Raw genomic sequence first — 24,587 nt, 5'->3', positions numbered from 1 at the left:
TCGCGAGCCGCCCGCCGCTTCGAAGAGAGAGTTCATGAGTCGTACGCAGAAAACCGTCGTCGTCCTCGCCGCCCTGGTCGCCCTGGTGCTGGGCCTCACCGTCAACAAGGTTCTCAACAGCAAGGGCGATGGCACCGACAAGGTGGCCTTGCTGGATGCCGGCATCGTCCTGTTGCCGCAGAGCCGCAGCCTGCCGTCGCTGGCGCTGACCGACCAGAACGGCCAGCCGCTGCAGGTCGATCAGTTGAAGGACAAGTGGAGCCTGCTGTTCTTCGGCTACACCTTCTGCCCGGACATCTGCCCGGCGACCCTGGCCCAGCTGCGCCAGCTGCAGGGCATGCTGCCGGCCGAGGCCAAGGACAAGCTGCGCGTGGTGCTGGTGACGGTCGACCCGCACCGCGACACCCCGGAGCAGCTGAAGAAATACCTGGGCTTCTTCGACCCAAGCTTCCTGGGCCTGACCGGCAGCCAGGAAGACCTGCAGAAGCTGGCCGCGGCGGTGAGCATTCCCTATATCCCCGCCGATATCAGCAAGGAGAACTACACCGTCGATCACAGCGGCAACCTGGTGATCATCGGCCCGGATGGCACCCAGCGCGGCTTTATCCGCGCCCCGGTGAACAACGACAAGCTGGCGGCCCAATTACCCTCGCTGTTGCAGACTCAGTAGCCCGGATGCAATCCGGGGAAGAAGCCGCCTGTGTCCCGGATTGCATCCGGGCTACGACTGGGGCTCGCATCCGGCCTCGCATGTAGGGTGGATGGCCGCAGCCATCCACCTGGCGGACAAGCCTTCGGCGTTGTCCACCCTACGAAGCGCAGCCTGCTGAAACGAAAAAGCCCGCTCTCGGAGCGGGCTTTTTGTTGGGCGGCGGACTGCGATCAGAACGCCGGCACAACGGCGCCCTTGTACTTGTCGGCGATGAATTGCTTCACTTCCGGGGTGTGCAGGGCCTTGGCCAGCTTCTGCAGGTCGGCGTTGTCTTTCTTCTCGCTGGTGGTCACCAGGATGTTGACGTACGGCGAGTCGGCGCCTTCGATCACCAAGGCGTCCTTGGTCGGATTGAGGCCGGCTTCCAGGGCGTAGTTGGTGTTGATCAGGGCCAGGTCGACCTGGGCCAGCACGCGCGGCAGGGTGGCCGCTTCCAACTCACGCACCTTGATCGCCTTCGGGTTTTCGGCGATGTCCTTGACGGTGGCGGTGATGCCGGCGCCGTCCTTCAGCTTGATCACGCCAGCCTTCTGCAGCAGCAGCAGGGCACGGCCGCCGTTGGTGGCGTCGTTGGGGATCACGACCTGGGCGCCCTGCGGCAGGTCGGCCAGGTTCTTGATCTTGCTGGAGTAGGCGCCGAAGGGCTCGACGTGCACGCCGGCGATGCTCACCAACTGGGTGCCACGCGAGGCGTTGAACTCGTCCAGGTACGGCTGGTGCTGGAAGAAGTTGGCGTCCAGGCGGCCTTCGGCGACCTGCACGTTGGGCTGCACGTAGTCGGTGAAGACCTTGATCTTCAGCTCGACGCCTTCTTTGGCCAGGGCCGGTTTGACGAACTCGAGGAGCTCCGCGTGCGGCACGGCGGTGGCCGCGACGCTGATCTCGCCAGCGTGGGCGGCGGCGGAGGTGAGGGCCGCAGCGGCGGCCAGGGCAGTCAGCAGTTTCTTCATGTTCAGCTCCTTGTGGGATATGGCGCGAGGTCCGACGGGTGGCCGGTCGCCCGCTGTTCTAGGTGGGGTTACTTGCGCGAGAAGTGGATGACCAGCTTATCGCCAACCATCTGCAGGACCTGCACCAGGATCAGCAGGAGGATGACGGTCACCGCCATTACGTCCGGCTGGTAGCGCTGGTAGCCGTAGCGCACGGCCAGGTCGCCGAGACCGCCGCCGCCGATCAGGCCGCTCATCGCGGTGTAGGACACCAGGGTAATGGCGGTCACGGTGGTGGCTGCGATCAGCCCCGGCAGCGCCTCCGGCAGCAGGGCGCGGAAGATGATCTGCAGGGTGCTGGCGCCCATCGCCTGGGTCGCCTCGATGATGCCGCGGTCGACTTCGCGCAGGGCGGTCTCCACCAGGCGAGCGAAGAACGGCGTGGCGCCCACCACCAGCGGCGGGATGGCGCCGGCCACGCCCAGCGAGGTGCCGGTGATCAGCACGGTCAGCGGGATCATCAGGATCAGCAGGATCACGAACGGCACTGAGCGCAGCACGTTGACCACCAGCGACAGCACGCCGTACAGCGCGCGCTGCTCGAACATCTGCCGCGGGCCGGTAAGGAAGAGCAGCACGCCCAGGGGAAGCCCCAGGAGTACGGTAAATAGCGTGGCGCCGCCGAGCATATTGAGGGTGTCGAGGCTGGCGTAGCCGATCTCTTCCCAGTCGACATTCGGTAGCCAGTTGGCCAGCAGTTGCTCGAGCATCAGCGCAGTACCTCCAGGTGCACGTCGGCGTCGCCGAAGCGCGCCAGCGCGGCGTCGATGTCGCCGCCGGTCAGGGCCAGGGTCAGCTGGCCGTAGGGGGTGTCCTTGATGCGGTCGATGCGCCCGGCCAAGATGCTGTAGTCGACCCCGGTCTCACGGGCCACGGTACCGAGCAACGGCGCATAGGTGGCCTCGCCTTGGAAGGTCAGGCGCAGGATCTTGCCGCTGACATGGGCGAAGTCGTCGCGCTGCTCGTTCTCGTCGATGTGCTCGTCTTCCTGCACGAAGCGGCGGGTGGTCGGGTGCTGCGGGTGGAGGAACACCTGGGCCACCGGGCCCTGCTCGACTATGGTGCCGGCGTCCATCACCGCCACCTGGTCGCAGACCCGGCGGATCACATCCATCTCGTGGGTGATGAGGACGATGGTCAGGCCCAGCTCGCGGTTGATCTCGGCCAGCAGCTGCAGGACCTGGGCGGTGGTCTGCGGGTCGAGGGCGCTGGTGGCCTCGTCGCACAACAGGATCTTCGGTCGGGTGGCCAGGGCGCGGGCGATGCCGACGCGCTGCTTCTGGCCACCGGACAGCTGCGCCGGAAACTTGTTGGCGTGATCGCTGAGGCCGACGCGGGCCAGCAGTTCGGCGACGCGCTGGTTGATCTCGCTGCGGCTCAACTCACCGGCCAGCTCCAGCGGCATAGCCACGTTGGCGGCGACGGTCTTCGACGACAGCAGGTTGAAGTGCTGGAAGATCATCCCGACCTGGCGGCGGAAGCGGCGCAGGCCGTTGGCATCCAGCGCGGTGACGTCTTCGCCATCGATCTCGATGCGGCCGCCGCTGGGCTCTTCCAGGCGGTTGATCAGGCGCAGCAGGGTGCTCTTGCCGGCGCCTGAGTGGCCGATCAGGCCGAACACCTGGCCGCGCTCGACGCGCAGGCTGGTGGGCTGCAAGGCAGGCACATCGCGCCCGGCGACCCGATAGGTCTTGTTGACGTGGTGAAACTCGATCACGGAGCGAACCTTGTGGGTACGTTGAAGGCTGTCTGCCGGCATGGAGGTGGGGCCGGCGATTTCAGCAAGCGTAGGCGGTTGGCCGAAAGCCGCGCATTTTAGCCGCTTTGTTTATGCGCTCTTAGTCTTTATTAGCCTGAATTGTTTTCAGAAGGGAATAAGAGCGAAACGGCCGCCTCATGGGCGGCCGTGGTCACACAGGTAGGAATCAGCCGTTGCTTTGCGGGCTCAGCACCAGGCGCGGCTCCTGATCCGGCTTGAGTACCGGCGAGAACTGCGGGGCGAAGGCGGGATCGAGCTTCTTGATCCGCGCCGAGAGCAGGGCGGCGACGAAGGGATAATCCTTGGCCTCGCGCACTTCCAGGCGCACCGCGCAATCGAAGGCCACCACGTCGGCGGCCACCTGGTCCAACAGGTTGCGCAGGCTGTCGCGATCATTGGCGTCGAGCATTGGCATGGGCACGCTGCTGCTGGCGGCGGCCGGATCGATCAGGCGTGCACGGGGAGTAGTGGCCACGGCCGGCTCGGCGGCTTCGACCTTGGCGACTGCAGGCGCCGGAGCGGCGACAGGTTGTGCGGCGGCAGCCTGCTGGGCACGGGCCTCGCGTTCGGCGGCGGCCTGTTCCTCGGCCAGCTTCTGCTGGCGGGCGCGCTCGGCTTCCTTCTTGGCGATGATCGCCTCGGCTTCCTGCAGGCGGCGCTCGACGTCCTCGCGACGCTCTGCGGGGTTCTCGGCGACGGCGGCCACCGTCGGCTTGGCCGCGACCTTGGCCGGAGCCGGAGCTGGCTGCGCTTGCGGTTTGGCGGCGGCCACCGCTGCCGGCTTGGCACCGCTCTCGGCGGCGCTGGCGGCCAGGCTGGCCTGGTATTCCTGCTTCAGCGCCGGGGAAGCCGCACTCAGGTGCTGCTGGCCCTGGCTCAGGGTGGCGTTGGCCGCAGCGGCATTGCCGGCCTGCAGCTGCTGGCGGCCCTGTTTCAGGTAGGCATTGGCCAGCTCGCGCTGGTACTGGCCGATGCGCACATCGTTGCTGGCGGTGTGCTGGCGCAGGGTACTGAGGCCGCTCTCGGCGGCCTGCAACTCGCCGCGGGAGATCTGTGCGGAGACCTGGCTGAAATCCTTTACCAGTTCGTCCACGGTCCAGTATTCGGCACGGGCTTCGCCCAGCAGCAGGCCGAGGCCGAGCGCGGCGAGATAACGATAGCTTCCCTTGTTCATCATGTGACCCGTTGGTTTTGGTGCGTTTTGGATTGGGCAAAAAACGCCCAATGCTAACGAGCCCGACGGGGCAGAGCAAAGCCTATGAGGAAAATTGCTGCCGCTGATACCACGATAGAAGGCCCGGCTGGCGTGTCCTGGAACCAGGAAAGGCTCAAGCCCGCGGCTACCGCGAGCATGCCGAGCAAACTGGCGCCGATCGCCATCTGTTCCGGGGTGCGTGCATGTCGCTGGGCGGCGGCCGCCGGAATGATCAGCAAGGAGGTGATCAGCAGCACCCCGACTATCTTCATGGCCACGGCGATGACCACCGCGATCAGCAGCATCAGTGCCAGGCGCAGGGGCGCCACCGGCAGGCCTTCGACCCGCGCCAGCTCCTCGTGCACGGTGATCGCCAGCAGACGCCGCCACAGTGGCAGCAGCAGGGCCATGACCAGGGCGCAGCCGCCGAGAATCCAGGCCAGATCGGTACTGCCGACGGCCAGCAGGTCGCCGAACAGGTAGCCCATCAGGTCGATGCGCACCTCGTCCATAAAGCTCAGTACGACGAGCCCCAGCGACAGGGTGGTCGGCGCCAGGATGCCCAGCAGGGTGTCCGAGGCCAGTGCCTGGCGCTGTTGCAGGGTGACCAGCAGCACGGCCAGCAGCAGGCAGCCGACCGTCACCGCCAGGGTCGGGTTGAGGTCGAGCAGAAAACCCAGGGCCACGCCGAGCAGGGCGGCGTGGGACAGGGTGTCGCCGAAATAGGCCATGCGCCGCCACACCACGAAGGAGCCGAGCGGGCCGGCCACCAGGGCCAGGGCCAGGCCGGCGAGCAATGCATTGAGGAGGAAATCGGGCATCAGTGCTTGCACCCTGGGCCGTGCACATGGGCCGGGCCGTGAATGGTCAGGCCGGGCGCCTCGACCACCGCGCCGTGCAGGTCGTGGCTGTGGTCGTGGTGGTGGTGGTAGATGGCCAGGCTCTTGGCGTCCTGGCCGAACATCTCGACGAAGGCCGGATCGTTGCTGACCTGTTCTGGGTGGCCGGAGCAGCACACATGGCGGTTCAGGCAGACCACCTGGTCGGTGGTGCTCATCACCAGGTGCAGGTCGTGGGAGACCATCAGCACGCCGCAGCCGTGGCGGTCGCGCAGGCGAGTGATCAGGCGGTACAGCTCGGCCTGGCCGGCCACGTCGACGCCCTGCACCGGCTCGTCGAGCACCAGCAGCTGGGGTTCGCGTAGCAGCGCGCGGGCCAGCAGCACGCGCTGCAGCTCGCCGCCGGAGATGCTCTGCAGCGGGCTGTCCAGCACCTGCTCGGCGCCCACCTCGGCCAGCGCGGCCATGGCGGCAGCGCGGTCCACGCCCGGCACCAGGCGCAGGAAGCGCAGCACCGACAGCGGCAGGGTCGGCTCGACGTGGAGCTTCTGCGGCATATAGCCGATGCGCAGGCGCGGCTTGCGCTGCACGCTGCCGCGGTCGGGCTTGAGCAGGCCGAGCACAGTGCGTACCAGGGTGGTCTTGCCGGCGCCGTTGGGGCCGATCAGGGTGACGATCTCGCCGGGGCGCACGGTCAGCTGCACGTCCTGCAGCACCGCCTGGCCGGCGAAACCGACCCCGACGCCGTCGAGATGGATCAGCGCCTCGCTCATCGCGGACCCTGGCAGCCGGCGCACAGGCCGACCACTTCGACGGTCTGACTCTCCACGGTGAAGCCGACCTGGCCGGCACCGCTGACGATGGCCTGGCTGATCGACGCCTGTTCCAGCTCTATGGCGGTGTGGCAGCTGCGGCAGATCAGGAACTGGCCCTGGTGCAGCTCGCCCGGATGCACGCAACCGATAAAGGCGTTGAGCGAGGCGATGCGATGCACCAGGCCGTTCTCCAGGAGGAAATCCAGGGCGCGATACACGGTGGGCGGCGCGGCACGGCGGCCGTCCTCGTCGCTGAGTACGCCGAGGATGTCGTAGGCGCCCAGCGGCTTGTGGCTGGCCCAGACCAGTTCCAGCACGCGCTTGCGCAGCGCGGTCAGGCGCGTGCCCTGCTTGGCGCACAGCGCCTCGGCCTCGGCCAGGGCGGCGGCCACGCAGCGCGAATGGTCGTGCGGCAGGCAGGCCAGCGGGGTGTTATCGGTCAGCGGCTTGAACATGACGAGGGACGTCCGGGTGAAGAGACGTTATTCTATAACTCTTTTCCTGCCGAGTCTTGCCGTCGTGTCGCGTCTGTTCGTTGTTCTCGCTTTCTCCCTGTTCAGCCTGGCCGCCCAGGCCGAGGTGCGCGTGCTGACCAGCATCAAGCCGCTGCAGCTGATCGCCGTCGCCGTGCAGGGCGATCTGGGTCAGCCCGAGGTGCTGCTGCCGCCGGGCGCCTCGCCGCACCACTTCGCCCTACGCCCCTCCGACGTGCGGCGGGTGCAGGGCGCCGACCTGCTGTACTGGATCGGCGCGGACATGGAGACCTTCCTGCCGCGCGTGCTGAGTGGTCGCGAGCAGCCGAGTGTGGCCGTGCAGGATTTGCCGGGCCTGACCCTGCGCCACTTCGGCGAAGGCGAACATGAGCACCACGACGAGCATGGCGCGGACGAGCACGACCACGAGCATCGTCCCGGCAGCCTGGATGCTCATCTGTGGCTCCTGCCGGCCAATGCGCGGGTGATCGCCGCGAAGATGGCCGCCGACCTGTCCGCCGCCGACCCGGTCAATGCCGCGCGTTACCAGGCCAACCTGCGGGCGTTCGAGCAGCGCCTGGCCGCCGCCGAGGCGGCGATCAAGACACGCCTGGCGCCGCTGGCCGGCAAGCCCTTCTTCGTCTTCCACCAGGCCTTCGATTACTTCGAGGCTGCCTACGGCCTGCAACACGCCGGTGTATTCAGCGCCGCCAGCGAGGTACAGCCGGGCGCGCGGCATGTGGCGGCGATGCGTGAGCGGCTCAAGGCGGCCGGACCGTCCTGCGTGTTCAGCGAACCGCCGCTGCGCCCGCGCCTGGCCGAGACCTTGTCCGCCGGCCTGCCGGTGCAGCTAGCCGAGCTGGATGCCCTGGGCGCCAAGGCCGAGAGTTATGAACAGCTACTGACAGAACTGAGCAGCGTCCTGGCCGGCTGCCTGGAAAGCCGCTGAGGAGTGAGCATGCGCAAGGGATGGCGCTGGCCAGTGGTGACGCTGGCGATGATGGGAGTCAGTGCACTGTTGGGTTACCAGGCCGCACGCTGGCAGGCCGGGTTGCAGGACATTCTGTGCCCCGGTGATTTCCGCGACTACCGCACCGAGGTGGCCCTGCACGATAGCGGTGGCCTGCAACTGCCCGCCGGCACGCGCCTGCGTGTGCGCTTCTGCGAGTACAACGCCCAGGCGCAGCTGGAGCTGCTGATCGACAAGAGCGAGTTCGGGCGGCTGCAGCCGCTGGACAATCCGCGCGGCGAGCGCTGGCTGTACAACCTGCAGCCGGCCTCAGAACCTGTTTCTGAGCTTCCGAATTAGAGTCAGGCAAGGCAAAGAGGCCGAGAAGCTCAGTTTACGAGCGGTAAATGAGCATTCCGACCGGGCTGGCGATCCAGGCCGCTTTTAACGCAGGCTGGCCGCGAGTCCGGAGGTCGGAAGCAGGTTCTCAGAGGGCGAACGGTAGCGGCAGCCTGACCTGCTGCCGTTGCGCCAGGCGGCGCTGGAACTCGCCGGGGTCCTTGACCAGCACATCGCGACCCTGGAAGCGGCGGGCGGCGATCAGCCTTGAGAGCCAGAAGCGCAGGCAGGCGATGCGCAGCATGGCCGGCCACAGCTCGGCCTCGGCGCGGGTGAACGGCCGCAGCGCGGCGTAGGCGCCGAGCAGGGCGCGACCACGGGCCAGGTCCAGATCGTCGTCGGCCTGGGAGCACCAGTCGTTGAGGGTGATGGCCAGGTCGTAGAGCATCGGCCCGGAGCAGGCGTTGTAGAAGTCGATCACCCCGGCCAGCTGGTTGCCGTCGAACAGCGCGTTGTCGCGGAACAGGTCGGCATGCAGGTTGGCGCGCGGCAGGGCGAGGATGCGCGCTTTCAGCTCACCCACCTCGTGCAGGCTGTCGCGCAGCAGCGGCAGTTGCTCGTCGTGCAGTTCCAGGGCCAGCACCGGGCCTTCTTCCAGCATCCAGTCGAGGCCGCGGTCGCTGCGCCGTTCGAGGATATTGTCGCGAGTCGCCAGGTGCAGACGCGCCAGCCAGGTGCCGACTTCCGCACAGTGATGGGCGTTGGGCTGGCTGACGTGCTTGCCGGCCAGGCGTGGCTGCAGGATGGCCGGCTTCTCGGCCAGTTCGCGCAGCGCCTCGCCGCTCTGCGTCGGCACCGCGTAGGGCACCGGCAGGCCAGCCTGGTGCAGGCGTTCGAGCAGGGCGATGAAGAATGGCATGTCGGACCGCGGGCCACGCTCGACCAGGGTCAGCACGAACTCGCCACCGTCCAGGCTGACGAAGAAGTTGCTGTTCTCGGTGCCGGCGGCGATGCCGCGGAAATCCTTCAGACGGCCGAGGCCGTAGGGAGCGAGGAAGACTTCCAGTTCATGGCGTTCGAGGGGCGTGAAGACCGACATGGCGGGTTACCAGCTGAAGATTTCCCAGGCGGGAATCAGCATGTCCGGTTGATCGGAGCGGATGAAGTTGCCCTCGCTGCCGTCGGCGCGCACCAGGAAGTACGGCTTGCCGTTCTTCGGCGTGACCTTGATGGCGTAGAGGAAGCCGTTCTGCCGGTATTCGGTGATGGTCTTGTCGTCTTCCTGGCGGATGGTCACGTCCGGATCGCCGGTGACCTCGTCCTCGGCCAGGGCGAGCGCGGGGCTGGCGGCCAGCAGGGTGGCCAGAGTCAGGCGGGTGAGCAGGCGCATGGTAACCTTGTCCCTTTCTTCAGGTTGATGCGCACATTCTAGCGCTCGCCCCCGGCAAAAGGTTGATCTTGCGCATGTCCAACGCCCCTCTGGTTCTGGTCGACGGCTCCTCCTATCTATACCGCGCCTTCCATGCCCTGCCGCCGCTGGCCACCTCCAAGGGCCTGCAGACCGGCGCGGTGAAGGGCGTGCTGAACATGCTCAAGAGCCTGCGCAAGCAGTATCCGGACAGCCCCTTCGCCGTGGTGTTCGACGCCAAGGGCGGTACCTTCCGCGACGCCATGTTCGCCGAGTACAAGGCCAATCGCCCGCCGATGCCGGAGGATCTGCGCGGCCAGGTCGAGCCGCTGCACGCCAGCGTGCGCGCCCTCGGTTACCCGCTGCTGTGCGTGGAGGGCGTGGAGGCCGACGACGTGATCGGTACCCTGGCGCGTCAGTGCGCGGCCCTCGGTCGCGACGTGGTGATCTCCACCGGTGACAAGGACATGGCCCAGCTGGTCTGTCCGCACGTCACCCTGGTCAACACCATGACCGGCAGCGTCTATGACATCGACGGGGTGAAGGCCAAGTTCGGCGTCGGCCCCGAGCTGATCATCGACTACCTGGCCCTGATGGGCGACAAGGTCGACAACATTCCCGGCGTGCCGGGTGTCGGCGAGAAGACCGCGCTGGGCCTGCTGGTCGGCGTCGGCGGTGGCCTTGAAGTGCTCTACGCCAACCTCGACAAGGTGCCCGAGCTGCCGATCCGCGGTGCCAAGACCCTGCCGGCCAAGCTGGCCGAACACAAGGACATGGCCTTCCTCTCCTACCAGCTGGCGACCATCAAGACCGATGTCGAGCTGAATATCCAGATCGAAGACCTGCATCCCGGCGAGCCGGATCGCGAGGCGCTGCTGCAGCTCTACACCGAGCTGGAGTTCAAGAGCTGGCAGGACGAGCTGATGCGTGAAAAGGCCAAGAATCCGCCGGCCCCGCCGATCAGCGGCGGCCTGTTCGACGAGGGCCCGCTGAGCGAGGCACCGGCCGTGGCCAGCAACTACGAGACGGTGCTGGAGCAGGCGCAGTTCGATGCCTGGCTGAAGAAGCTGGAAGCCGCCGAGCTGATCGCCTTCGACACCGAGACCACCAGCCTCGACCCGCAGCAGGCCCAGGTGGTCGGCGTGTCGTTCGCCGTCACCGCCGGCGAGGCGGCCTACGTGCCGCTGGCCCACTCCTATATGGGCGTGCCCGAGCAGCTCGATCGCGACGCGGTGCTGCGCGCGCTCAAGCCGATTCTCGAGGACCCGGCCAAGGCCAAGGTCGGCCAGCACGGCAAATACGACATGAACGTGCTGGCCAACGCCTCGACGCCGATCGCAGTGCAGGGCCTGGCCTTCGACACCATGCTCGAATCCTATGTGCTGGATTCCACCGCGACCCGCCACGACATGGACAGCCTGGCGCTCAAGTACCTGGAACACAGCACCATCCGTTTCGAGGACATCGCCGGCAAGGGGGCCAAGCAGCTGACCTTCGACCAGATCGCCATTGAGCAGGCCGGCCCCTACGCCGCCGAGGACGCCGACGTGACCCTGCGTCTGCACCAGACCCTGTGGGCCAAGCTGTCGGCGACGCCGGCGCTGGTCAAGGTGCTCAAGGAGATCGAGATGCCGCTGGTGCCGGTGCTGGCGCGCATCGAGCGCAACGGCGCGCTGGTCGACGCCAAGCTGCTCGGCCAGCAGAGCCTGGAGCTGGGCGAGAAGATGATCGGCCTGGAGCGCGAGGCCTATGCCATCGCCGAACAGGAATTCAACCTCGGTTCGCCCAAGCAGCTCGGCGCCATTCTCTATGAAAAGCTCGGCCTGCCGGTGTTGAGCAAGACCGCCACCGGCCAGCCCTCCACCGCCGAGAACGTGCTGGCCGAACTGGCCGAACAGGATTACGCGCTGCCCAAGGTGATCATGCAGTACCGCTCACTGAGCAAGCTGAAGAGCACCTACACCGACCGCCTGCCGGAGCAGATCAACCCGCGCACCGGGCGCATCCACACCAGCTACCACCAGGCGGTGGCCGCCACCGGGCGGCTGTCGTCGACCGACCCGAACCTGCAGAACATCCCGATCCGCACCGCCGAGGGGCGGCGTATCCGCCAGGCCTTCGTCGCGCCCAAGGGCTACAAGCTGATGTCGGCGGACTATTCGCAGATCGAGCTGCGCATCATGGCCCACCTGGCCAAGGACGAGGGTCTTCTGGATGCCTTCCGCCATGACCGCGACGTGCACCGCGCCACTGCCGCCGAAGTGTTCGGCGTTGCACTGGATGAGGTGAGTAATGACCAGCGCCGCAGCGCCAAGGCGATCAACTTCGGCCTGATCTACGGCATGAGCGCCTTCGGTCTGGCCAAGCAGATCGGCGTCGACCGCAAGCAGTCCCAGGCCTACATCGACCGCTACTTCGCCCGCTATCCCGGCGTGCTGGCCTACATGGAGCGTACTCGCGAGCAGGCCACCCAGCAGGGCTACGTCGAGACCCTGTTCGGCCGTCGTCTGTACCTGCCGGACATCCACGCGAAGAACCCATCCCTGCGCAAGGGCGCCGAGCGCACCGCGATCAACGCGCCGATGCAGGGCACGGCGGCGGACATCATGAAGCGCGCGATGGTCGCCGTGGACCAGTGGCTGCCGCAGTCCGGGCTGGATGCCAAAGTCATCCTGCAGGTACACGACGAGCTTGTTCTGGAGGTTCGCGAGGATCAGGTCGAGCAGCTCAGGGCGGGTCTGCTGCCGCTGATGAGCGGTGCCGCTGCACTGGATGTGCCACTGGTGGTGGAGGCCGGAGTGGGCGACAACTGGGACGAAGCGCATTGATCGGCTGCGGCATAAGGTCGCATGCCTTATGCTGCGTTACAGATTTATTGCCGTTTTTTATGGCAATGCGATTTAAAAAAAACTGAACTAACCGCCAGATTGGCAGGTCAGAGATCACGAATGGCATGCGTGCCTTTCGATGCTCCTAGCTGTGTTTTAGTGTTGGCAGATCTCTGAACCCCGCCCTAGCGGTTCAGAATTGAACCCCGGTCTTCTCCCTCCCCATACGAAGCCCGGGGTTTTTTTTGCTCGCGATTTGCTGCGCGTCGGCCGGGCGTTGTTGAAAGTGGTCTCGGGCTGCTCATTTACAACGCGTAAACTCCGCGCCCTCGCCCACTTTCGCCTAGCCCGGCTCTAGCTCGCGAAATCGCTGCCTTCTTCGCGTTCGATCAGCCCCAGCCACTGGGCCAGCACCAGCTGTGCCTCCTCCACGCCCATGCGCTTGGGCGCCGAGAACAACTGGATGCTGGCGACGTCATCGCCCCACTCCTTGCGGATCTCCTGGCGCACCTTGAGCAGGGTGTTCTTGGCGGCGCCGAAGGTCAGCTTGTCGGCCTTGGTCAGCAGGATATGCAGCGGCATGCCGCTGGCCTTGGACCAGTCCAGCATCATGCAGTCGAACTCGGTCAGCGGGTGGCGGATGTCCATCATCAGCACCAGTCCGGCCAGGCTTTCGCGGCTGCCCAGGTAGGCCTCCAGGTGCTTCTGCCAGTGCTGCTTGAGCGGAATCGGCACCTTGGCGTAGCCGTAGCCCGGCAGGTCGACCAGGCGGCGCTCATCGTCCAGGCGGAAGAAGTTGAGCAGCTGGGTGCGCCCCGGGGTCTTCGAGGTGCGCGCCAGGCTGGCGTGGGTCAGGGTATTCAGCGCGCTCGACTTGCCGGCGTTGGAGCGGCCGGCGAAGGCCACTTCCAGGCCCGAATCGTCCGGGCACTGGTCGACCTTGGCGGCGCTGATGAGGAAGGTTGCCTGCTGGCACAGGCCGAGAATGGGATTCTTGGATGACATGGGAAGTCCGTATGGGCGGGGAGCCGGAGCGCTCGGCGGCGGCCCGGGAGGCCCCGGGGCGCGGCATGCTGTCGCTTCCGTTTCAGCGACGCCAGTATATAATGCCGCAGATTTTGTGTGCGCTTTGTCCTTCCGCCGGGAACGAGACAGAACACGCTGCGCGACTAGACGCAGGCCGTTCCCTCCCTGATGAGGTTTAGGCTATGAATAGAGTGCTGATCGTCGGCGCGGCGTTGCTGTGGTTGTCGGGTGCCGCGAATGCGGCGCAGGATCCGGAAGCGGTTTATGCCAAGGCCTGTGCGGCCTGCCACAATGGTCAGTTGCCGATGGCGCCCAAGCGAGGCGACAAGGCAGCTTGGGAGCCACGCGTGGCCAAGGGCATGGACGCGATGGTGCAGAGCGTCACCAACGGTTTGAATGCCATGCCACCCCGTGGCCTGTGCATGGATTGCAGTGCCGAGGACTACCAGGCCGTCATCAAGTTGATGAGCGAGTAGTCCCGTAAGAAACCTAATTACCTCTAGCCGTTATTGGATTAGCTGATGAACAAAGTACTCGTGAGTCTCCTGTTGAGCCTGGGTGTCTCCGTGGCAGCGCAAGCCGCCGACGCTGGCAAGATCGTCGGCGATGCCGAAGCCGGCAAGGCCAAGACGGCTGTCTGTGGCGCCTGCCACGGTGCCGACGGCAACAGCGCCGCGCCGAACTTCCCCAAGCTGGCCGGCCAGGGCGAGCGTTACCTGCTGAAGCAGCTGAATGACATCAAGGGCGGCAAGCGCACGGTGCTGGAGATGACAGGCCTGCTGGACAACCTCAGCGAGCAGGACCTGGCCGATATCTCCGCCTTCTTCGCCAGCCAGCAGATGAGCGTCGGCGCCGCCGATCCCAAGCTGGTCGAGCGTGGCGAGGCTCTGTTCCGTGGCGGCAAGATCGCCGAGGGCATGCCGGCCTGCACCGGTTGCCACTCGCCGAACGGCGCCGGCCTGGCTGCTGCCAGCTTCCCCAAACTGGGCGGCCAGCATGCGACGTACGTGGCCAAGCAGCTGACCGACTTCCGCGAAGGCAACCGCACCAACGACGGCGACGCGATGATCATGCGCGCCATCGCTGCCAAGCTGAGCAACAAGGACATCGAAGCCGTGTCCAGCTACATCCAGGGCCTGCACTAAGCAGCCCTGACAAGCGGAAACAAAAGGGTGGCCACGGCCACCCTTTTTCGTTGGTGCTGCCGCTACAATGCCGGAACCCGCCGCTGCGCCGCCGGTCGAACCGAGCCGCGCCCGCCCGCGCGGTTCCCATCGTCAAGGAGTTCTGCATGCGTAACCTGATTCTCAGCGCCGCCTTCGCCAGCCTCAGCCTGCTGGGCCTGGGCGCCCAGGCCGAGAGCATCGAAGCCGGCCGCCAGTACGTCGAGCTGAGCAGCCCGGTACCGGTCTCGCAACCGGGCAAGGTCGAGGTGGTCGAGCTGTTCTGGTATGGCTGCCCGCACTGCTACCAGTTCGAGCCGACCCTCAATCCCTGGGTCGCTAAGCTGCCGGAAGACGTCAAATTCGTGCGCATCCCCGCCCTGTTCGGCGGCGTGTGGGACGTGCACGGCCAGCTGTTCATCACCCTCGAGTCCATGGGTGTCGAGCAGCAGGTGCACGAGGCGGTGTTCAGTGCCATCCACAAGGAAAAGCGCAAGCTGGAAACGCCCGAAGAAATGGCCGAGTTCCTCGCTGGTCATGGCGTGGACAAGGGCAAGTTCCTCAGCACCTTCAACTCCTTCGCCGTGAAGGGCCAGATGGCCAAGGCCAAGCAACTGGCGAAGGCCTACCAGATCACCGGCGTACCGGTGCTGATCGTGGGCGGCAAGTATCGCTTCGACATCCGCAGCGCTGGCGGACCGCAGGAAGCGCTGCAGGTCGCCGACTTCCTGATCCAGAAAGAGCGTTCCGCCAACTGAGTACCTAGCCATGCTGCGCCGCTGGAGTGCCGGGCGTTCCGCGGGCCTGCGTCAGACGCAGGTCAACGGTCTTTGCGCGGACTCCGGCGGCCACTGTGGCGATGGCCGTCTGCGCCTGCTCAGCTTCAACATCCAGGTCGGCATCAGCACCGAGCGCTACCATCACTACCTGACCCGTGGCTGGCAGCACCTGTTGCCGCACCCCGGCAGGGCCGGCAATCTGCAACGGATCGGCGCGCTGCTCGGTGACTACGACCTGGTCGCCCTGCAGGAAGTGGACGGCGGCAGCCTGCGCTCGGGCTACGTCAACCAGGTCGAGCGTCTGGCCGAGCTGGGTGCCTTCCCCTACTGGTACCAACAGCTCAACCGCAACCTCGGCCGCCTGGCCCAGCACAGCAATGGCGTGCTCAGCCGGCTGCGGCCCGACCAACTGGAAGATCACCCGCTACCCGGCCCGCCGGGGCGTGGCGCCGTGCTGCTGAAGTTCGGCGAGGGAGCGGATGCGCTGGTGGTGATCAACATGCACCTGGCCCTGGGGCCGCGTACCCGCACCCGCCAGCTGGCCTATGTGCGTGAGCTGATCGATGGCGCTCGCCACGTGGTGCTGATGGGTGACATGAACACCCATGCCATCGACCTGCTGCAGCACTCGCCACTGCGCGACCTGGGCCTGGTCGCCCCGCAGATCGACGCGACCTTTCCCAGCTGGCGTCCGCAGCGCTGTCTGGATCATATTCTGCTGAGTCCGGAGCTGGTGCTGGAACGGGTTGCCGTGCTCAGCCAGCCGATCTCCGATCATTTGCCGGTAGCGGTGGATATCCGCCTGCCGACCGGTCTCAACCTGCCTATGCTGTAGTGGCTTTGCCACTGGATCGCCACCATGACCGATGATGCCCAGCGCTGGAAAGCCAAGTACCTAGAGAGCCTGGAACAGCAGGAGCTGCAGGAGCAGCGCTGGAACGAGCGTCTCGACCTTTTGCGCCGCGGCCTGGTGCGCAGCTCCCTGGCGGCGGAAGGCAGCGACAAGGCGGTGGACCAGTGCATGCAGGAACTGCGTGACCTGATCCGCGGCGAGCAGATGGACAACGGCCTCTCAGCCCTGATCCCGCGCCTGGAGAAGGCGGTGCTGGATTCCGAGCAGCGTCGCCAGCAGCGGATCGAGCAGAACGTCGCCGGCATCACCGGCCTGACCCAGCAGCTGCTGGCCCTCGACCCGCCGCGCGAGGTGCGCAAGGCGCTCAAGCAGTTCGCCAAACGCATCGAGGAGCGTGCCAGTCAGCCACGCGAACTGCCGGCGTTGCTGGCCGAACTGAGCAGCCTGCAGGGCAAGGCCTTGAGCGTGCTGGGCAGCGAGCCGGTGGAGCGCCCCGGTCTGCTGCAGCGCCTGTTCGGCAGCGGTCGCGACGATGCGCCCGCTGACGCACCGGTCGAGCAGCCCCATGCGCAGCCGATTGCCGAGCAGGACTTCGAACTCGAGGACGACGAGCCGCCCGCGCAAGCCGCCCCCGCGCCGGCTCAGCCCACCGTTGCCGAGTTTGCTCCGATAACTCCCGCGGCCAGCCAGACGGCCGTCGCTGCCAACCCCGTCGCCGTTGAGCAGACGGTCGCGCGGGTCGAAGCCGACCAGCCGCAGCCATCCGCCGCCCCATCGGTCTCGCGTGCCGTGCCCTCGGTCGCCAGCCTGGACAGCCTGCCACTGGATGCACGCATCATCACCGGCGACGGCGACCCCGCGTTTGCCCTGCCCGAGCCTCCTGAGCCCGGTTACAGCGCCGTGGCGCCGCATATTGCCGACAGCCTGCTGGGCCTGCTCGACGAGCTGGAACTGCCGGAGCACCACCGACCCCAGGGCGATGCCCTGCGCGAGCGCCTGCATGGCGGCCTGAACTGGTACGAACTGGTGCCGCTGCTGGATGACCTGGCGGTGCTGGTGCTGGCCGTCACCGACAGCGGCCAGCGTGAGTTCGCCGGCTACCTCAAGCAGCTCAACGAGCGCCTGGCCGCCTTCCTCGGTACCCTGACCGAGGCCCACGAGGGCTACAGCGAGTCGGTGGAGAGCGCGCGCAACTTCAATCAGGAGCTGCGCGAGCAGGTCAGCGGATTACAGGCCAGCGTGCAGGAGGCGGTCGACCTGCCCAGTCTCAAGCGCGCCCTGGAGCAGCGCCTGGACGGGCTGCTCAGCACGGTGGGCGAACACCAGCGCCAGCGCGAGGGCCGCGAGGAGGAGGTGGCCGGGCGGCTCAAGGCGCTGTCACAGCGCGTCGCCGAGATGGAACAGGAGGCCCAGGGTTTCCGCGATCACCTCGAGGAGCAGCGGCAGAAGGCCCTGACCGATCCGCTCACCGGCCTGGCCAACCGTGCAGGCTGGGCCGAGCGCCTGGAGCTGGAGGTGGCGCGCTGGCGTCGCTACGGCGGCGAGCTGCTGCTGGCGGTGCTCGACATCGACCACTTCAAGCGCATCAACGATGGCTACGGCCATCTGGCCGGCGACAAGGTGCTGAAGATCATCGCCGGCGAGCTGGCCAAGCGCCTGCGCAAGACCGATTTCCTCGCTCGTTTCGGCGGCGAGGAGTTCGTCCTGCTGGTGCCGAGCACCCCGCTGGAAGGGGGGCAGCAGTTGCTGGAGACCCTGCGCAGCGCCGTCGAGTCCTGCCCGTTCCACTTCCGTGGTGAGCCGGTGACCATCACCCTGTCCGCTGGCCTGACCGCCTTCCTCTCCGGCGAGAGCGGCGAGGCCGCCTTCGGTCGCGCCGACCAGGCGCTGTACAAGGCCAAGCGCGAGGGGCGCAACCGCGTCGAGCTGGGCTAGCCGCCGGCGCTCGATGGTCGAGCGCTAGGCCGCGCTGGGCAGATAAGGCTTCCAGTCCTCGGGAATGCGCTCCAGGCGCGGATAGCCCATGGCGTCCAGCTGTAGGTGCGACAGCAGGAACGGCGTGTGCCGCAGGTGCTGCGGCACATCGCGCAGCTCCGGCAGCCACAGGCTGACGTAGGCGGCGCTGGGGTCGTACTGGCGGGCCTGGCGCAGTGCATTGGCCAGGTGCTGGCGATGCGGGTCGCTGGCGACGCCGGCCAGGTAGGCCCAGTTGCCCCAGTTGCTGGCCGGGTCGTAGTCCAGCAGATGCTCCTCGAACCAGGCGGCACCGTGCCGCCAGTCCTGTTGCAGGTTGCCGACCAGGTAACTGGCGACTATCTGCCGGCCGCGGTTGGACATGAAGCCGGTGGCGGCCAGCTCGCGCATGTTGGCGTCCACCAGCGGCATGCCGGTACGTCCCTGGCACCACTGCTCGAAGCGCTCGTCCAGCTGTTGTGGCGCGCGTGCCGTGGCCTTCAGTCCGTCGGCGCGGAACAGCGCGTCGCCATGGCGCACCAGGGTCCAGCGGAAGAACTCGCGCCAGAGCATTTCCTGCCACAGGGCGCGGGTCGAATCGTTCTGCCCGTACTGCGACTCGTGGCGACGCAGCTCGGCCACCACCCGCCGCGGCGAGAGCGCGCCGTTGGCCAGCCAGGGTGAGAGCTTGGACGAGTACTCGCTGCCGATCATGCCGTTGCGCGTCTCGCGGTAGCTGCGCACGCCCTGGGTCAGCCACAGGTAGTCGCGCAGGCGCGCCTGGGCCGCGGGTTCGCCGCCGGAGAAGGGGAAGGCGCTGTTGGGCACGCTGAGCGGCTCGCCGAGGCCCAGTTGGGACAGGCTGGGTAGGGCGGCGAAATAGGCGCTGGCGTTGTCCGGCAGGGGCGGCAGGCGCATCGCCGCCGGGCGCGGCTGGAAGACCGGCAGGCGCTGTTCGACGCGCTCGCGGAACTGGCTGAACACCTGTGGCAGCTCGTGCGGCGCGCACGGCAGGTCGGCGGCGTGCAGCAGATGGTTGCCCGGCAGCTCATGCAGCTGCACCGGGCCGAGGGCCTGGCGCAGGGCGTCGAGCTGGGCGCGCTGCTGCGGTGCGATCTCCTCCAGGGTCAGCACCTCGTCGAGATCGAGCTGCTCGGCCAGGCGCGGGATCAGCTGCTCGGCGTGGCCCTGCAACACCAGCAGGCCGGAGCCGCGCTGGCGCAGCTCGCCGTCGAGGGCGGCCAGGCTCTCCATCAGGAAGCGCGCGCGGTGCACGCCGAGGCGGCGGCAGCCGAGCGGGCCGGGTTGCAGCAGGTCGGGGTCGAACACGTACAGCGGCAGTACCCGGTCGGCGTCCATGGCGGCCTGCAGGGCCGGGTGGTCGTCGAGGCGCAGATCCTGCTTGAACCAGAGCAGCACGCGGCGCATGGCGTCATCCTCGGGGAGGCATGAATTGACGATACGACTGCTATGACCGCGGCGCATGGCCGTTTGTCCGCGTACCACTTCCCTGCGTCCGAAGTGTCGAACGATTGTGATGAGTGTCACGTTTGCTGGTCGCGCAGACGCGCGTGGCGGCGGCGGATAAACTGTGCGCATTCCCCGAGGAGCGCTACATGGACATTTTCGGCATCGCCGTGCTGATCTTTCTGGTCACCGATCCGTTCGGCAATATCGCCATCTACCTGGCCGCGCTGAAGAACGTCGCGCCCGAGCGGCGCATGCGCGTGGCCCTGCGCGAGCTGCTGCTGGCCCTGGTGCTGCTGATGGTATTCCTCACCTTCGGCGACAAGATCCTCAGCGGCCTGGGCCTGTCGCGCGAGGCCACCGCCATCGCTGGCGGCATCATCCTGTTCGTCATTGCCATGCGCCTGATCTTCCCGCGTCCGGAGGGTGTGCTGGGCGACCTGCCGGACGGCGAACCGCTGCTGGTGCCGCTGGCCACCCCGGCGGTGGCCGGGCCCTCCGCCCTGGCCGTGCTGATGACCCTGCGCAGTACCTACGAGGGACCGCTGTGGGAGCTGTACCTGGCCGTCGGCCTGGCCTGGCTGGCTACCGCCAGCATCCTGCTGCAGGCCTCCTGGCTGCAGAAGTTCCTCGGCCCCCGTGGCCTCACCGCAGTGGAGCGCCTGACCGGCATGCTGCTGATCATGCTGAGTGTCGACATGTTGCTGGACAACCTGCAGAGCGTTCTGCACATCGCCCCCTGAGGTACACTGCCGCCCCGACCTGCCGTGCCGATCCCATGAGACTCGCCGCCCTCGCCCTGTTCGCCCTGCTCCTCGCCGGCTGCGCCAGCGGCCCGCAGATTGACGACAGCCTGCGTGCCCAGGGCCAGAGCAGCCGCGTGCAGTACATCGTGCTGCACTACACCTCCACCGACCTGGTGCGCTCGCTGGCCCTGCTGACCCGGGGCGAAGTCAGTGCCCACTACCTGATCGACGATGGCGCCGCCAAGGTCTACCGCCTGGTCGACGAAGACCGCCGCGCCTGGCATGCCGGCGATAGCCAATGGCAGGGCCGCACCTGGCTCAACGCCAGCACCATCGGCATCGAGCTGGTCAACCAGGGCTACTACCAGGGCCCGGCCGGGCGCTACTGGCAGCCCTATGGCGAGGCGCAGATACAGGCGCTGATCGTGCTGCTCAAGGACCTGGTCAAGCGCCACGACCTGCCGATCGACAGCATCATCGGCCACAGCGACATCGCCCCCCAGCGCAAGGTCGACCCGGGCCCGCTGTTCCCCTGGAAGCGTCTGGCCGATGCCGGGCTGATCCGCTGGCCGGAGGCCGCCGCCGTGGCCCGCGAGCAGGCGCGCTTCGCCGCCGCGCTACCTGACATCGTCTGGTTCCAGGCGCAGCTGCATGAGCTTGGCTACCAAGTGCCGCGCAACGGTGTGCTCGATGCGGCCACGCGCAACGTGCTGATCGCCTTCCAGATGAAGTACCGCCCGGCCCGTTACGACGGCGAGGCGGATGCCGAGAGTGCGGCGATCCTGCAGGTGCTCAACCAGCGCTGAGAACCTTCCACGATCTGCTGCACGTCGGAAAAACTGCGTTAAAGGCGGCCTGGGTCGCCAGCTCGGTCGGAATGCTCATTTACCGCTTGTAAACCCGAGTGCGGGCCCAGTCCGTTCCTCAGCCGCTTTTGCCTTGTTTTTCTCTAGCTCGCGAGATCGTGAATAGGTTCTGAGGGCGGCGTGCACCGTCCGTCGCGTGCGCTGCGGACAAACCCGCTAGGCCGCGTCGGGCGCAGCCGCTGGGCTATACCTGAAGGGTTCCCAACGGAGCTCCAGCCATGTCCACCAGCCTGCGCCGCCTGCTCTTCCGCCCCTGGCCGGCGGCGCTATTGGCTACCTGCCTCGGCCTCCTGCTGTTCGGCCTGGCCGGTCTGTGGCTGGCCAACAACCAGGCCCAGCGCGCCGAGGCCGAGCGCCTGCAGGTGCAGGGCCAGCGCTTTCTGCAGCGTATCGAGCAGATCTTCGGCCAGCTCGGCATGGCCCTCGACGAACTGGAGCAGCAACCCCTGCGCGGCTGCGACCTGGCCATGGTGGAGACCCTGCGCCGCGTGGTGTTCCAGCACCGCTTCGTCTACGAGGCGGCCTTTATCGGCGGCGACCAGCGCTGCTCGTCGTCGCCGCGGCGCAGCTCGCTGGGGCCGGAGCGCGCGCCGGACCTGGAAGGCGAGCGCCAGCGCTACTGGCTGAACACCACCGCCCAGCCCGACGACGACCTCGCCGCGCTGGTGGTCGGTCGCGGCTACTTCCGCCTGTCCACCTCGCGCGGGCACCTGGCCGACATGGTCGAGCTGCCGGCTGGCGGCAGCCTGATGATCGTGCCGCGCAATGGCGCCAAGGCCCTGCCGATCCTCGGCGCGGCGCAGCCCTGGCCGCCGGCCGCCCATTGGCCGGAGGGCCAAGAGCTGCAGCTGACCCCGGGCCAGCTGATCTACCGCATGCCGACCAACAGCCCGGACTTCGACCTGGTGCTGTTCGCCGACCGCAGCCTGCTCCAGCAGCGCCTGCACGAGGGTCTGTTCGGCTGGCTGCCGGTGGCCCTGCTGCTGGCCCTGCTCGCCGGGCTGAGCACCTATCACCTGGTCAGCTACCGCCAGTCACTCGGGGGCTCGCTGACCTCCGCCCTGCGTCGCCGCGCCCTGCGCGTGCGCTACCAGCCGATCTTCGATCTGGAAAGCCGCCGCTGCGTCGGTGCCGAGGCCCTGGTGCGCTGGCGCCGGGCCGACGGCAAGCTGCTCGGCCCCGACCACTTCATCCCCATGGCCGAGAGCAGCGGGCAGATTCGCGAGATCACCGACTACATGCTGGAGCAGGTATTGACCCAGCTCGGCGACCTGCTGCGCCAGCAGCCGCGGCTGTACATCTCGATCAACCTGGCCGCCTGCGATATCGCCGAGCCGCGCATCAGCCTGCTGGCCGCGCGCCTGCTGCTGCAGCACCGGGTTGCGGCGGGGCAGATCGCCTTCGAGGTCACCGAGTCCGGCCTGGCCGATATCCAGGCGGCCAAGGGCGTGCTGGCGCAATTGCGCGAGAGCGGCCACCGGGTGCTGATCGACGACTTCGGCACCGGCTACTCCAGCCTGGCCTACCTGCAGGAGCTGCCGGCCGACGTGCTGAAGATCGACAAGTCCTTCGTCGACGCCCTCGGCCACGACGCCGCCAGCAGCGGGGTGGCGCCGCACATCATCCAGATGGCTGCGGCGCTGCAGCTCAAGGTGGTGGCCGAAGGCATCGAGCACGAGGCCCAGGCGGTGTTCCTCGCCGCCCAGGGCGCCCAGTGCGGGCAGGGCTGGCTGTTCGCCAAGCCGCTGACCGCCCGCCAGTTCCGCCGCCTGGTGGAGCGCCAGGTCGGTTAGGCCTGTGGCGGCAGGCAGCCGATCAGTCGCGAGTCGGCCAGGGCCGCCGTGCGGTGCACGGTGGCGGCCTGGTACTCGGCATCGGCGAGCATGCCGAGAAAGGCCTGGCGCGACGGGTAATGCACCAGCAGCACCTCGTCCCACTGCTCGCCGGCCGGGGCGATCAGCGCCGCCCTGGCCTGGGCCAGCAGCTGCACCCGTCCACCCACGCCACGCACCTTGGCCAGCGCCGTGCGGCTGTAGCGCGCATAGGCCTCGCGGCCGCTGCAGGGCGTATGCGGACTGTCCGCGGGATAGCGGGCGTCGGCGTGGTAGCGCAGCAGGTTGAGCATGAGGATCGGCTGGTCCGCGGGCATGTCGGCGGCGAAGGCGGCCAGTTGCTCGCGGCTGGGGTTGATGCTGGACATGGCGATCTCCGGAAATGACTGCGGCCAGCCTGGAGGGGCTGGCCGCAGCGGTCAATCACCATCCACGGGCCGCATGGCCCGTGATATCAGGGGCGGAAGGCGCGGGCGTCGCGGGCCCAGACATCCAGTGCCGGCTTGAGGTCGTTGAGGGTCAGCTGGGTGCTGCTGTTCTCCAGCTGCAGGCCATGGCCCTTGCGCACTACCCGGACCATCGGCTGGCTGGTGCGGGCATCGAGCGCTTCCAGTTCGACATAGATATCGGTGTCGCGGTCGCGGGTGCCGGCGGCGGTGCTGGCAGCGGCGGCGACCAGGGCGATCGGGATCACCTCGTAGAACTTCAGGCCTTCGGCCGAGGTACTGACCCCGGTGATGGCGCTGCGCAGCACCAGGCTGTCGGTGTCGGGCTGGTCGACCACGGTCATGCGGCTGGACAGCTCGCGGCGCATGGCCTGCTGCAGGTAGCCGGTGATCTGGTCGAGGGTGGCCTGGCTGACTTCGTCGCTGGGCTTGGGCTCGGGGTGGAACACCGGCTTCTCGATGTACACCGAGCGGTAGTTGCCGGCGTTATAGTCCGCCGACACCCAGCGCAGCACCGGCGCGCCGCTGGCCGAGGTGGCCGGCTGCAGCTGCGAATAGTCGGAAAGGAAACCGGAGTACTGGGAAGGCTGGGTGGTATTGCTGGCGCAGCCGGTGAGCAGCAGACCGGCGAGCAGACCGAAACAGAGCGGATTGAGGCGGGACATCGGAACTCTCCTGAGTAAAGGCCCCGTCCATCCTAGATGCCGCTTCGTTTCTACGCCAGGCTCGGTTCAGTCGGCGGTGAGCTCGTCCAGGCGATTGGCCAGCAGCGCCAGGTCATAGGGCTTGACGATACCATCGGTGCGGGCCTCGACATCGCGGGCGCGGACCTGGTCGATCAGCTCGCGTTCGCCATAGCCGCTGGCGAACAGCACCGGCAATGTCGGCCGCAGCTGGCGTGCCATCTCGACCAGGTGCGGGCCGTCCATGCCGGGCAGGCTGATATCGCTCATCAACAGGTCGCACGCCAGGCCATTGCGCAGCGCTTCCAGTGCGCTGGGGGCATCGCGCAGGGCGTGCACCCGATAGCCGAACTCCTCCAGCACCTCCGCGGTGAGATGGCGGACGACGTCGTCGTCTTCGACCAGCAGAACGGTCTTGGCGGCAGGTGTGGTGCTCATCGGAGTCCTCTGTGGTTTGCAGTACGCAG

Annotated in this window: 26 protein-coding genes; 12 read left to right on the top strand and 14 right to left on the bottom strand. The window is 67.3% G+C overall.

The genetic code is table 11. From position 1 onward, the window contains the following. The first annotated feature begins 34 nt into the window (after positions 1-34). Entirely contained in the window at positions 35-670 is a 636-nt protein-coding gene (locus tag N7607_RS11520; protein WP_279865884.1) for an SCO family protein, read from the top strand. Between the two features lie 212 nt (positions 671-882). Here N7607_RS11520 and N7607_RS11515 read toward each other — a convergent pair whose 3' ends face one another. The 7 genes from N7607_RS11515 to N7607_RS11485 form a co-directional block, all read right to left on the bottom strand. Then, positions 883-1,662 carry a MetQ/NlpA family ABC transporter substrate-binding protein gene (locus N7607_RS11515; RefSeq protein ID WP_279865885.1) on the bottom strand — a complete coding sequence of 260 codons (780 nt, stop codon included), beginning with the start codon at positions 1,660-1,662 and terminating at the stop codon, positions 883-885. Positions 1,663-1,730: 68 nt separating this feature from the next. Further along, positions 1,731-2,411 (bottom strand): ABC transporter permease, encoded by a 681-nt coding sequence (locus N7607_RS11510; protein WP_279865886.1) that lies wholly within the window; start codon positions 2,409-2,411, stop codon positions 1,731-1,733. Further along, the gene (locus tag N7607_RS11505) at positions 2,411-3,418 is read right to left on the bottom strand and encodes a methionine ABC transporter ATP-binding protein (RefSeq protein WP_279865887.1); all 1,008 of its coding nucleotides are present in this window, start codon (positions 3,416-3,418) and stop codon (positions 2,411-2,413) included. Before N7607_RS11505 ends, N7607_RS11510 begins: the two co-directional genes overlap by 1 nt. Before the next feature lie 208 nt (positions 3,419-3,626). Next, positions 3,627-4,634 (bottom strand): hypothetical protein, encoded by a 1,008-nt coding sequence (locus N7607_RS11500; protein ID WP_279865888.1) that lies wholly within the window; start codon positions 4,632-4,634, stop codon positions 3,627-3,629. Positions 4,635-4,687: 53 nt separating this feature from the next. Continuing rightward, positions 4,688-5,476: a zinc ABC transporter permease subunit ZnuB gene (gene znuB, locus N7607_RS11495; RefSeq protein WP_279865889.1), complete on the bottom strand. Its 789-nt coding sequence runs from the start codon at positions 5,474-5,476 to the stop codon at positions 4,688-4,690. Continuing rightward, positions 5,476-6,267, bottom strand: coding sequence for a zinc ABC transporter ATP-binding protein ZnuC (gene znuC, locus N7607_RS11490; protein ID WP_279865891.1), 792 nt, complete (start codon positions 6,265-6,267; stop codon positions 5,476-5,478). Before znuC ends, znuB begins: the two co-directional genes overlap by 1 nt. Beyond that, entirely contained in the window at positions 6,264-6,764 is a 501-nt protein-coding gene (locus N7607_RS11485) for a Fur family transcriptional regulator (protein ID WP_279865892.1), read from the bottom strand. The genes znuC and N7607_RS11485 overlap by 4 nt, the downstream gene beginning before the upstream one ends. A 64-nt stretch (positions 6,765-6,828) precedes the next feature. Here N7607_RS11485 and N7607_RS11480 point away from each other — a divergent pair, with 64 nt between their 5' ends. Then, positions 6,829-7,731 (top strand): zinc ABC transporter substrate-binding protein, encoded by a 903-nt coding sequence (locus N7607_RS11480; protein ID WP_279865894.1) that lies wholly within the window; start codon positions 6,829-6,831, stop codon positions 7,729-7,731. A gap of 9 nt (positions 7,732-7,740) precedes the next feature. Beyond that, positions 7,741-8,091, top strand: a complete 351-nt coding sequence (locus N7607_RS11475; protein WP_279865896.1) for a hypothetical protein — start codon at positions 7,741-7,743, stop codon at positions 8,089-8,091. 127 nt (positions 8,092-8,218) lie between these two features. On the opposite strand, the gene N7607_RS11470 is transcribed toward N7607_RS11475, so the two are convergent. Both N7607_RS11470 and N7607_RS11465 read right to left on the bottom strand, forming a co-directional pair. Beyond that, positions 8,219-9,169 carry a homoserine kinase gene (locus N7607_RS11470; RefSeq protein WP_279865898.1) on the bottom strand — a complete coding sequence of 317 codons (951 nt, stop codon included), beginning with the start codon at positions 9,167-9,169 and terminating at the stop codon, positions 8,219-8,221. A 6-nt stretch (positions 9,170-9,175) separates the two neighbouring features. Then, positions 9,176-9,460, bottom strand: a complete 285-nt coding sequence (locus N7607_RS11465) for a DUF2782 domain-containing protein (protein WP_279865900.1) — start codon at positions 9,458-9,460, stop codon at positions 9,176-9,178. A 74-nt stretch (positions 9,461-9,534) separates the two neighbouring features. On the opposite strand from N7607_RS11465, the gene polA reads away from it, so the two are divergent. Then, a complete protein-coding gene (polA, locus tag N7607_RS11460; protein ID WP_279865902.1) occupies positions 9,535-12,306 on the top strand; it encodes a DNA polymerase I in 2,772 nt (923 codons plus the stop codon). A 354-nt stretch (positions 12,307-12,660) separates the two neighbouring features. Here the strand turns inward: polA and yihA are convergent, their stop codons facing one another. Continuing rightward, positions 12,661-13,311 carry a ribosome biogenesis GTP-binding protein YihA/YsxC gene (yihA, locus tag N7607_RS11455; protein WP_279865905.1) on the bottom strand — a complete coding sequence of 217 codons (651 nt, stop codon included), beginning with the start codon at positions 13,309-13,311 and terminating at the stop codon, positions 12,661-12,663. Between the two features lie 203 nt (positions 13,312-13,514). On the opposite strand from yihA, the gene N7607_RS11450 reads away from it, so the two are divergent. The 5 genes from N7607_RS11450 (at position 13,515) to N7607_RS11430 (ending at position 18,062) form a co-directional block, all read left to right on the top strand. After that, complete coding sequence (locus N7607_RS11450) at positions 13,515-13,808, top strand: c-type cytochrome (RefSeq protein WP_279865907.1); 294 nt, start codon at positions 13,515-13,517, stop codon at positions 13,806-13,808. 45 nt (positions 13,809-13,853) lie between these two features. Next, a complete protein-coding gene (locus N7607_RS11445) occupies positions 13,854-14,477 on the top strand; it encodes a c-type cytochrome (protein ID WP_279865909.1) in 624 nt (207 codons plus the stop codon). Positions 14,478-14,623: 146 nt separating this feature from the next. After that, on the top strand, positions 14,624-15,253 hold the full coding sequence (locus N7607_RS11440; protein ID WP_279865911.1) for a thiol:disulfide interchange protein DsbA/DsbL: 630 nt from the start codon (positions 14,624-14,626) through the stop codon (positions 15,251-15,253). A 10-nt stretch (positions 15,254-15,263) separates the two neighbouring features. Then, on the top strand, positions 15,264-16,109 hold the full coding sequence (locus tag N7607_RS11435; RefSeq protein WP_279865913.1) for an endonuclease/exonuclease/phosphatase family protein: 846 nt from the start codon (positions 15,264-15,266) through the stop codon (positions 16,107-16,109). Between the two features lie 24 nt (positions 16,110-16,133). After that, positions 16,134-18,062: a diguanylate cyclase gene (locus tag N7607_RS11430; protein WP_279865915.1), complete on the top strand. Its 1,929-nt coding sequence runs from the start codon at positions 16,134-16,136 to the stop codon at positions 18,060-18,062. 24 nt (positions 18,063-18,086) lie between these two features. On the opposite strand, the gene N7607_RS11425 is transcribed toward N7607_RS11430, so the two are convergent. After that, the gene (locus tag N7607_RS11425; protein ID WP_279865917.1) at positions 18,087-19,508 is read right to left on the bottom strand and encodes a DASH family cryptochrome; all 1,422 of its coding nucleotides are present in this window, start codon (positions 19,506-19,508) and stop codon (positions 18,087-18,089) included. 188 nt (positions 19,509-19,696) lie between these two features. On the opposite strand from N7607_RS11425, the gene N7607_RS11420 reads away from it, so the two are divergent. From N7607_RS11420 to N7607_RS11410, 3 genes are all read left to right on the top strand, one after another. Continuing rightward, positions 19,697-20,290, top strand: coding sequence for a MarC family protein (locus N7607_RS11420; protein ID WP_137973836.1), 594 nt, complete (start codon positions 19,697-19,699; stop codon positions 20,288-20,290). A 35-nt stretch (positions 20,291-20,325) separates the two neighbouring features. Further along, entirely contained in the window at positions 20,326-21,099 is a 774-nt protein-coding gene (locus N7607_RS11415) for an N-acetylmuramoyl-L-alanine amidase (protein ID WP_279865919.1), read from the top strand. A gap of 278 nt (positions 21,100-21,377) precedes the next feature. Next, on the top strand, positions 21,378-22,952 hold the full coding sequence (locus tag N7607_RS11410) for an EAL domain-containing protein (protein ID WP_279865921.1): 1,575 nt from the start codon (positions 21,378-21,380) through the stop codon (positions 22,950-22,952). Here the strand turns inward: N7607_RS11410 and N7607_RS11405 are convergent. The 3 genes from N7607_RS11405 to N7607_RS11395 form a co-directional block, all read right to left on the bottom strand. Next, positions 22,949-23,359: a DUF1330 domain-containing protein gene (locus N7607_RS11405; RefSeq protein ID WP_279865923.1), complete on the bottom strand. Its 411-nt coding sequence runs from the start codon at positions 23,357-23,359 to the stop codon at positions 22,949-22,951. The two genes, N7607_RS11410 and N7607_RS11405, sit on opposite strands and share 4 nt — an antisense overlap. Before the next feature lie 86 nt (positions 23,360-23,445). Further along, on the bottom strand, positions 23,446-24,102 hold the full coding sequence (locus N7607_RS11400; protein WP_279865925.1) for a DUF3313 domain-containing protein: 657 nt from the start codon (positions 24,100-24,102) through the stop codon (positions 23,446-23,448). A 66-nt stretch (positions 24,103-24,168) separates the two neighbouring features. After that, entirely contained in the window at positions 24,169-24,558 is a 390-nt protein-coding gene (locus N7607_RS11395) for a response regulator (RefSeq protein ID WP_279865926.1), read from the bottom strand. Positions 24,559-24,587 lie beyond the last annotated feature (29 nt).

It is taken from the genome of Pseudomonas sp. GD04019, assembly GCF_029837695.1.
Lineage (GTDB): Bacteria > Pseudomonadota > Gammaproteobacteria > Pseudomonadales > Pseudomonadaceae > Aquipseudomonas.
This window is presented reverse-complemented; position numbering and strand designations above follow the sequence as displayed.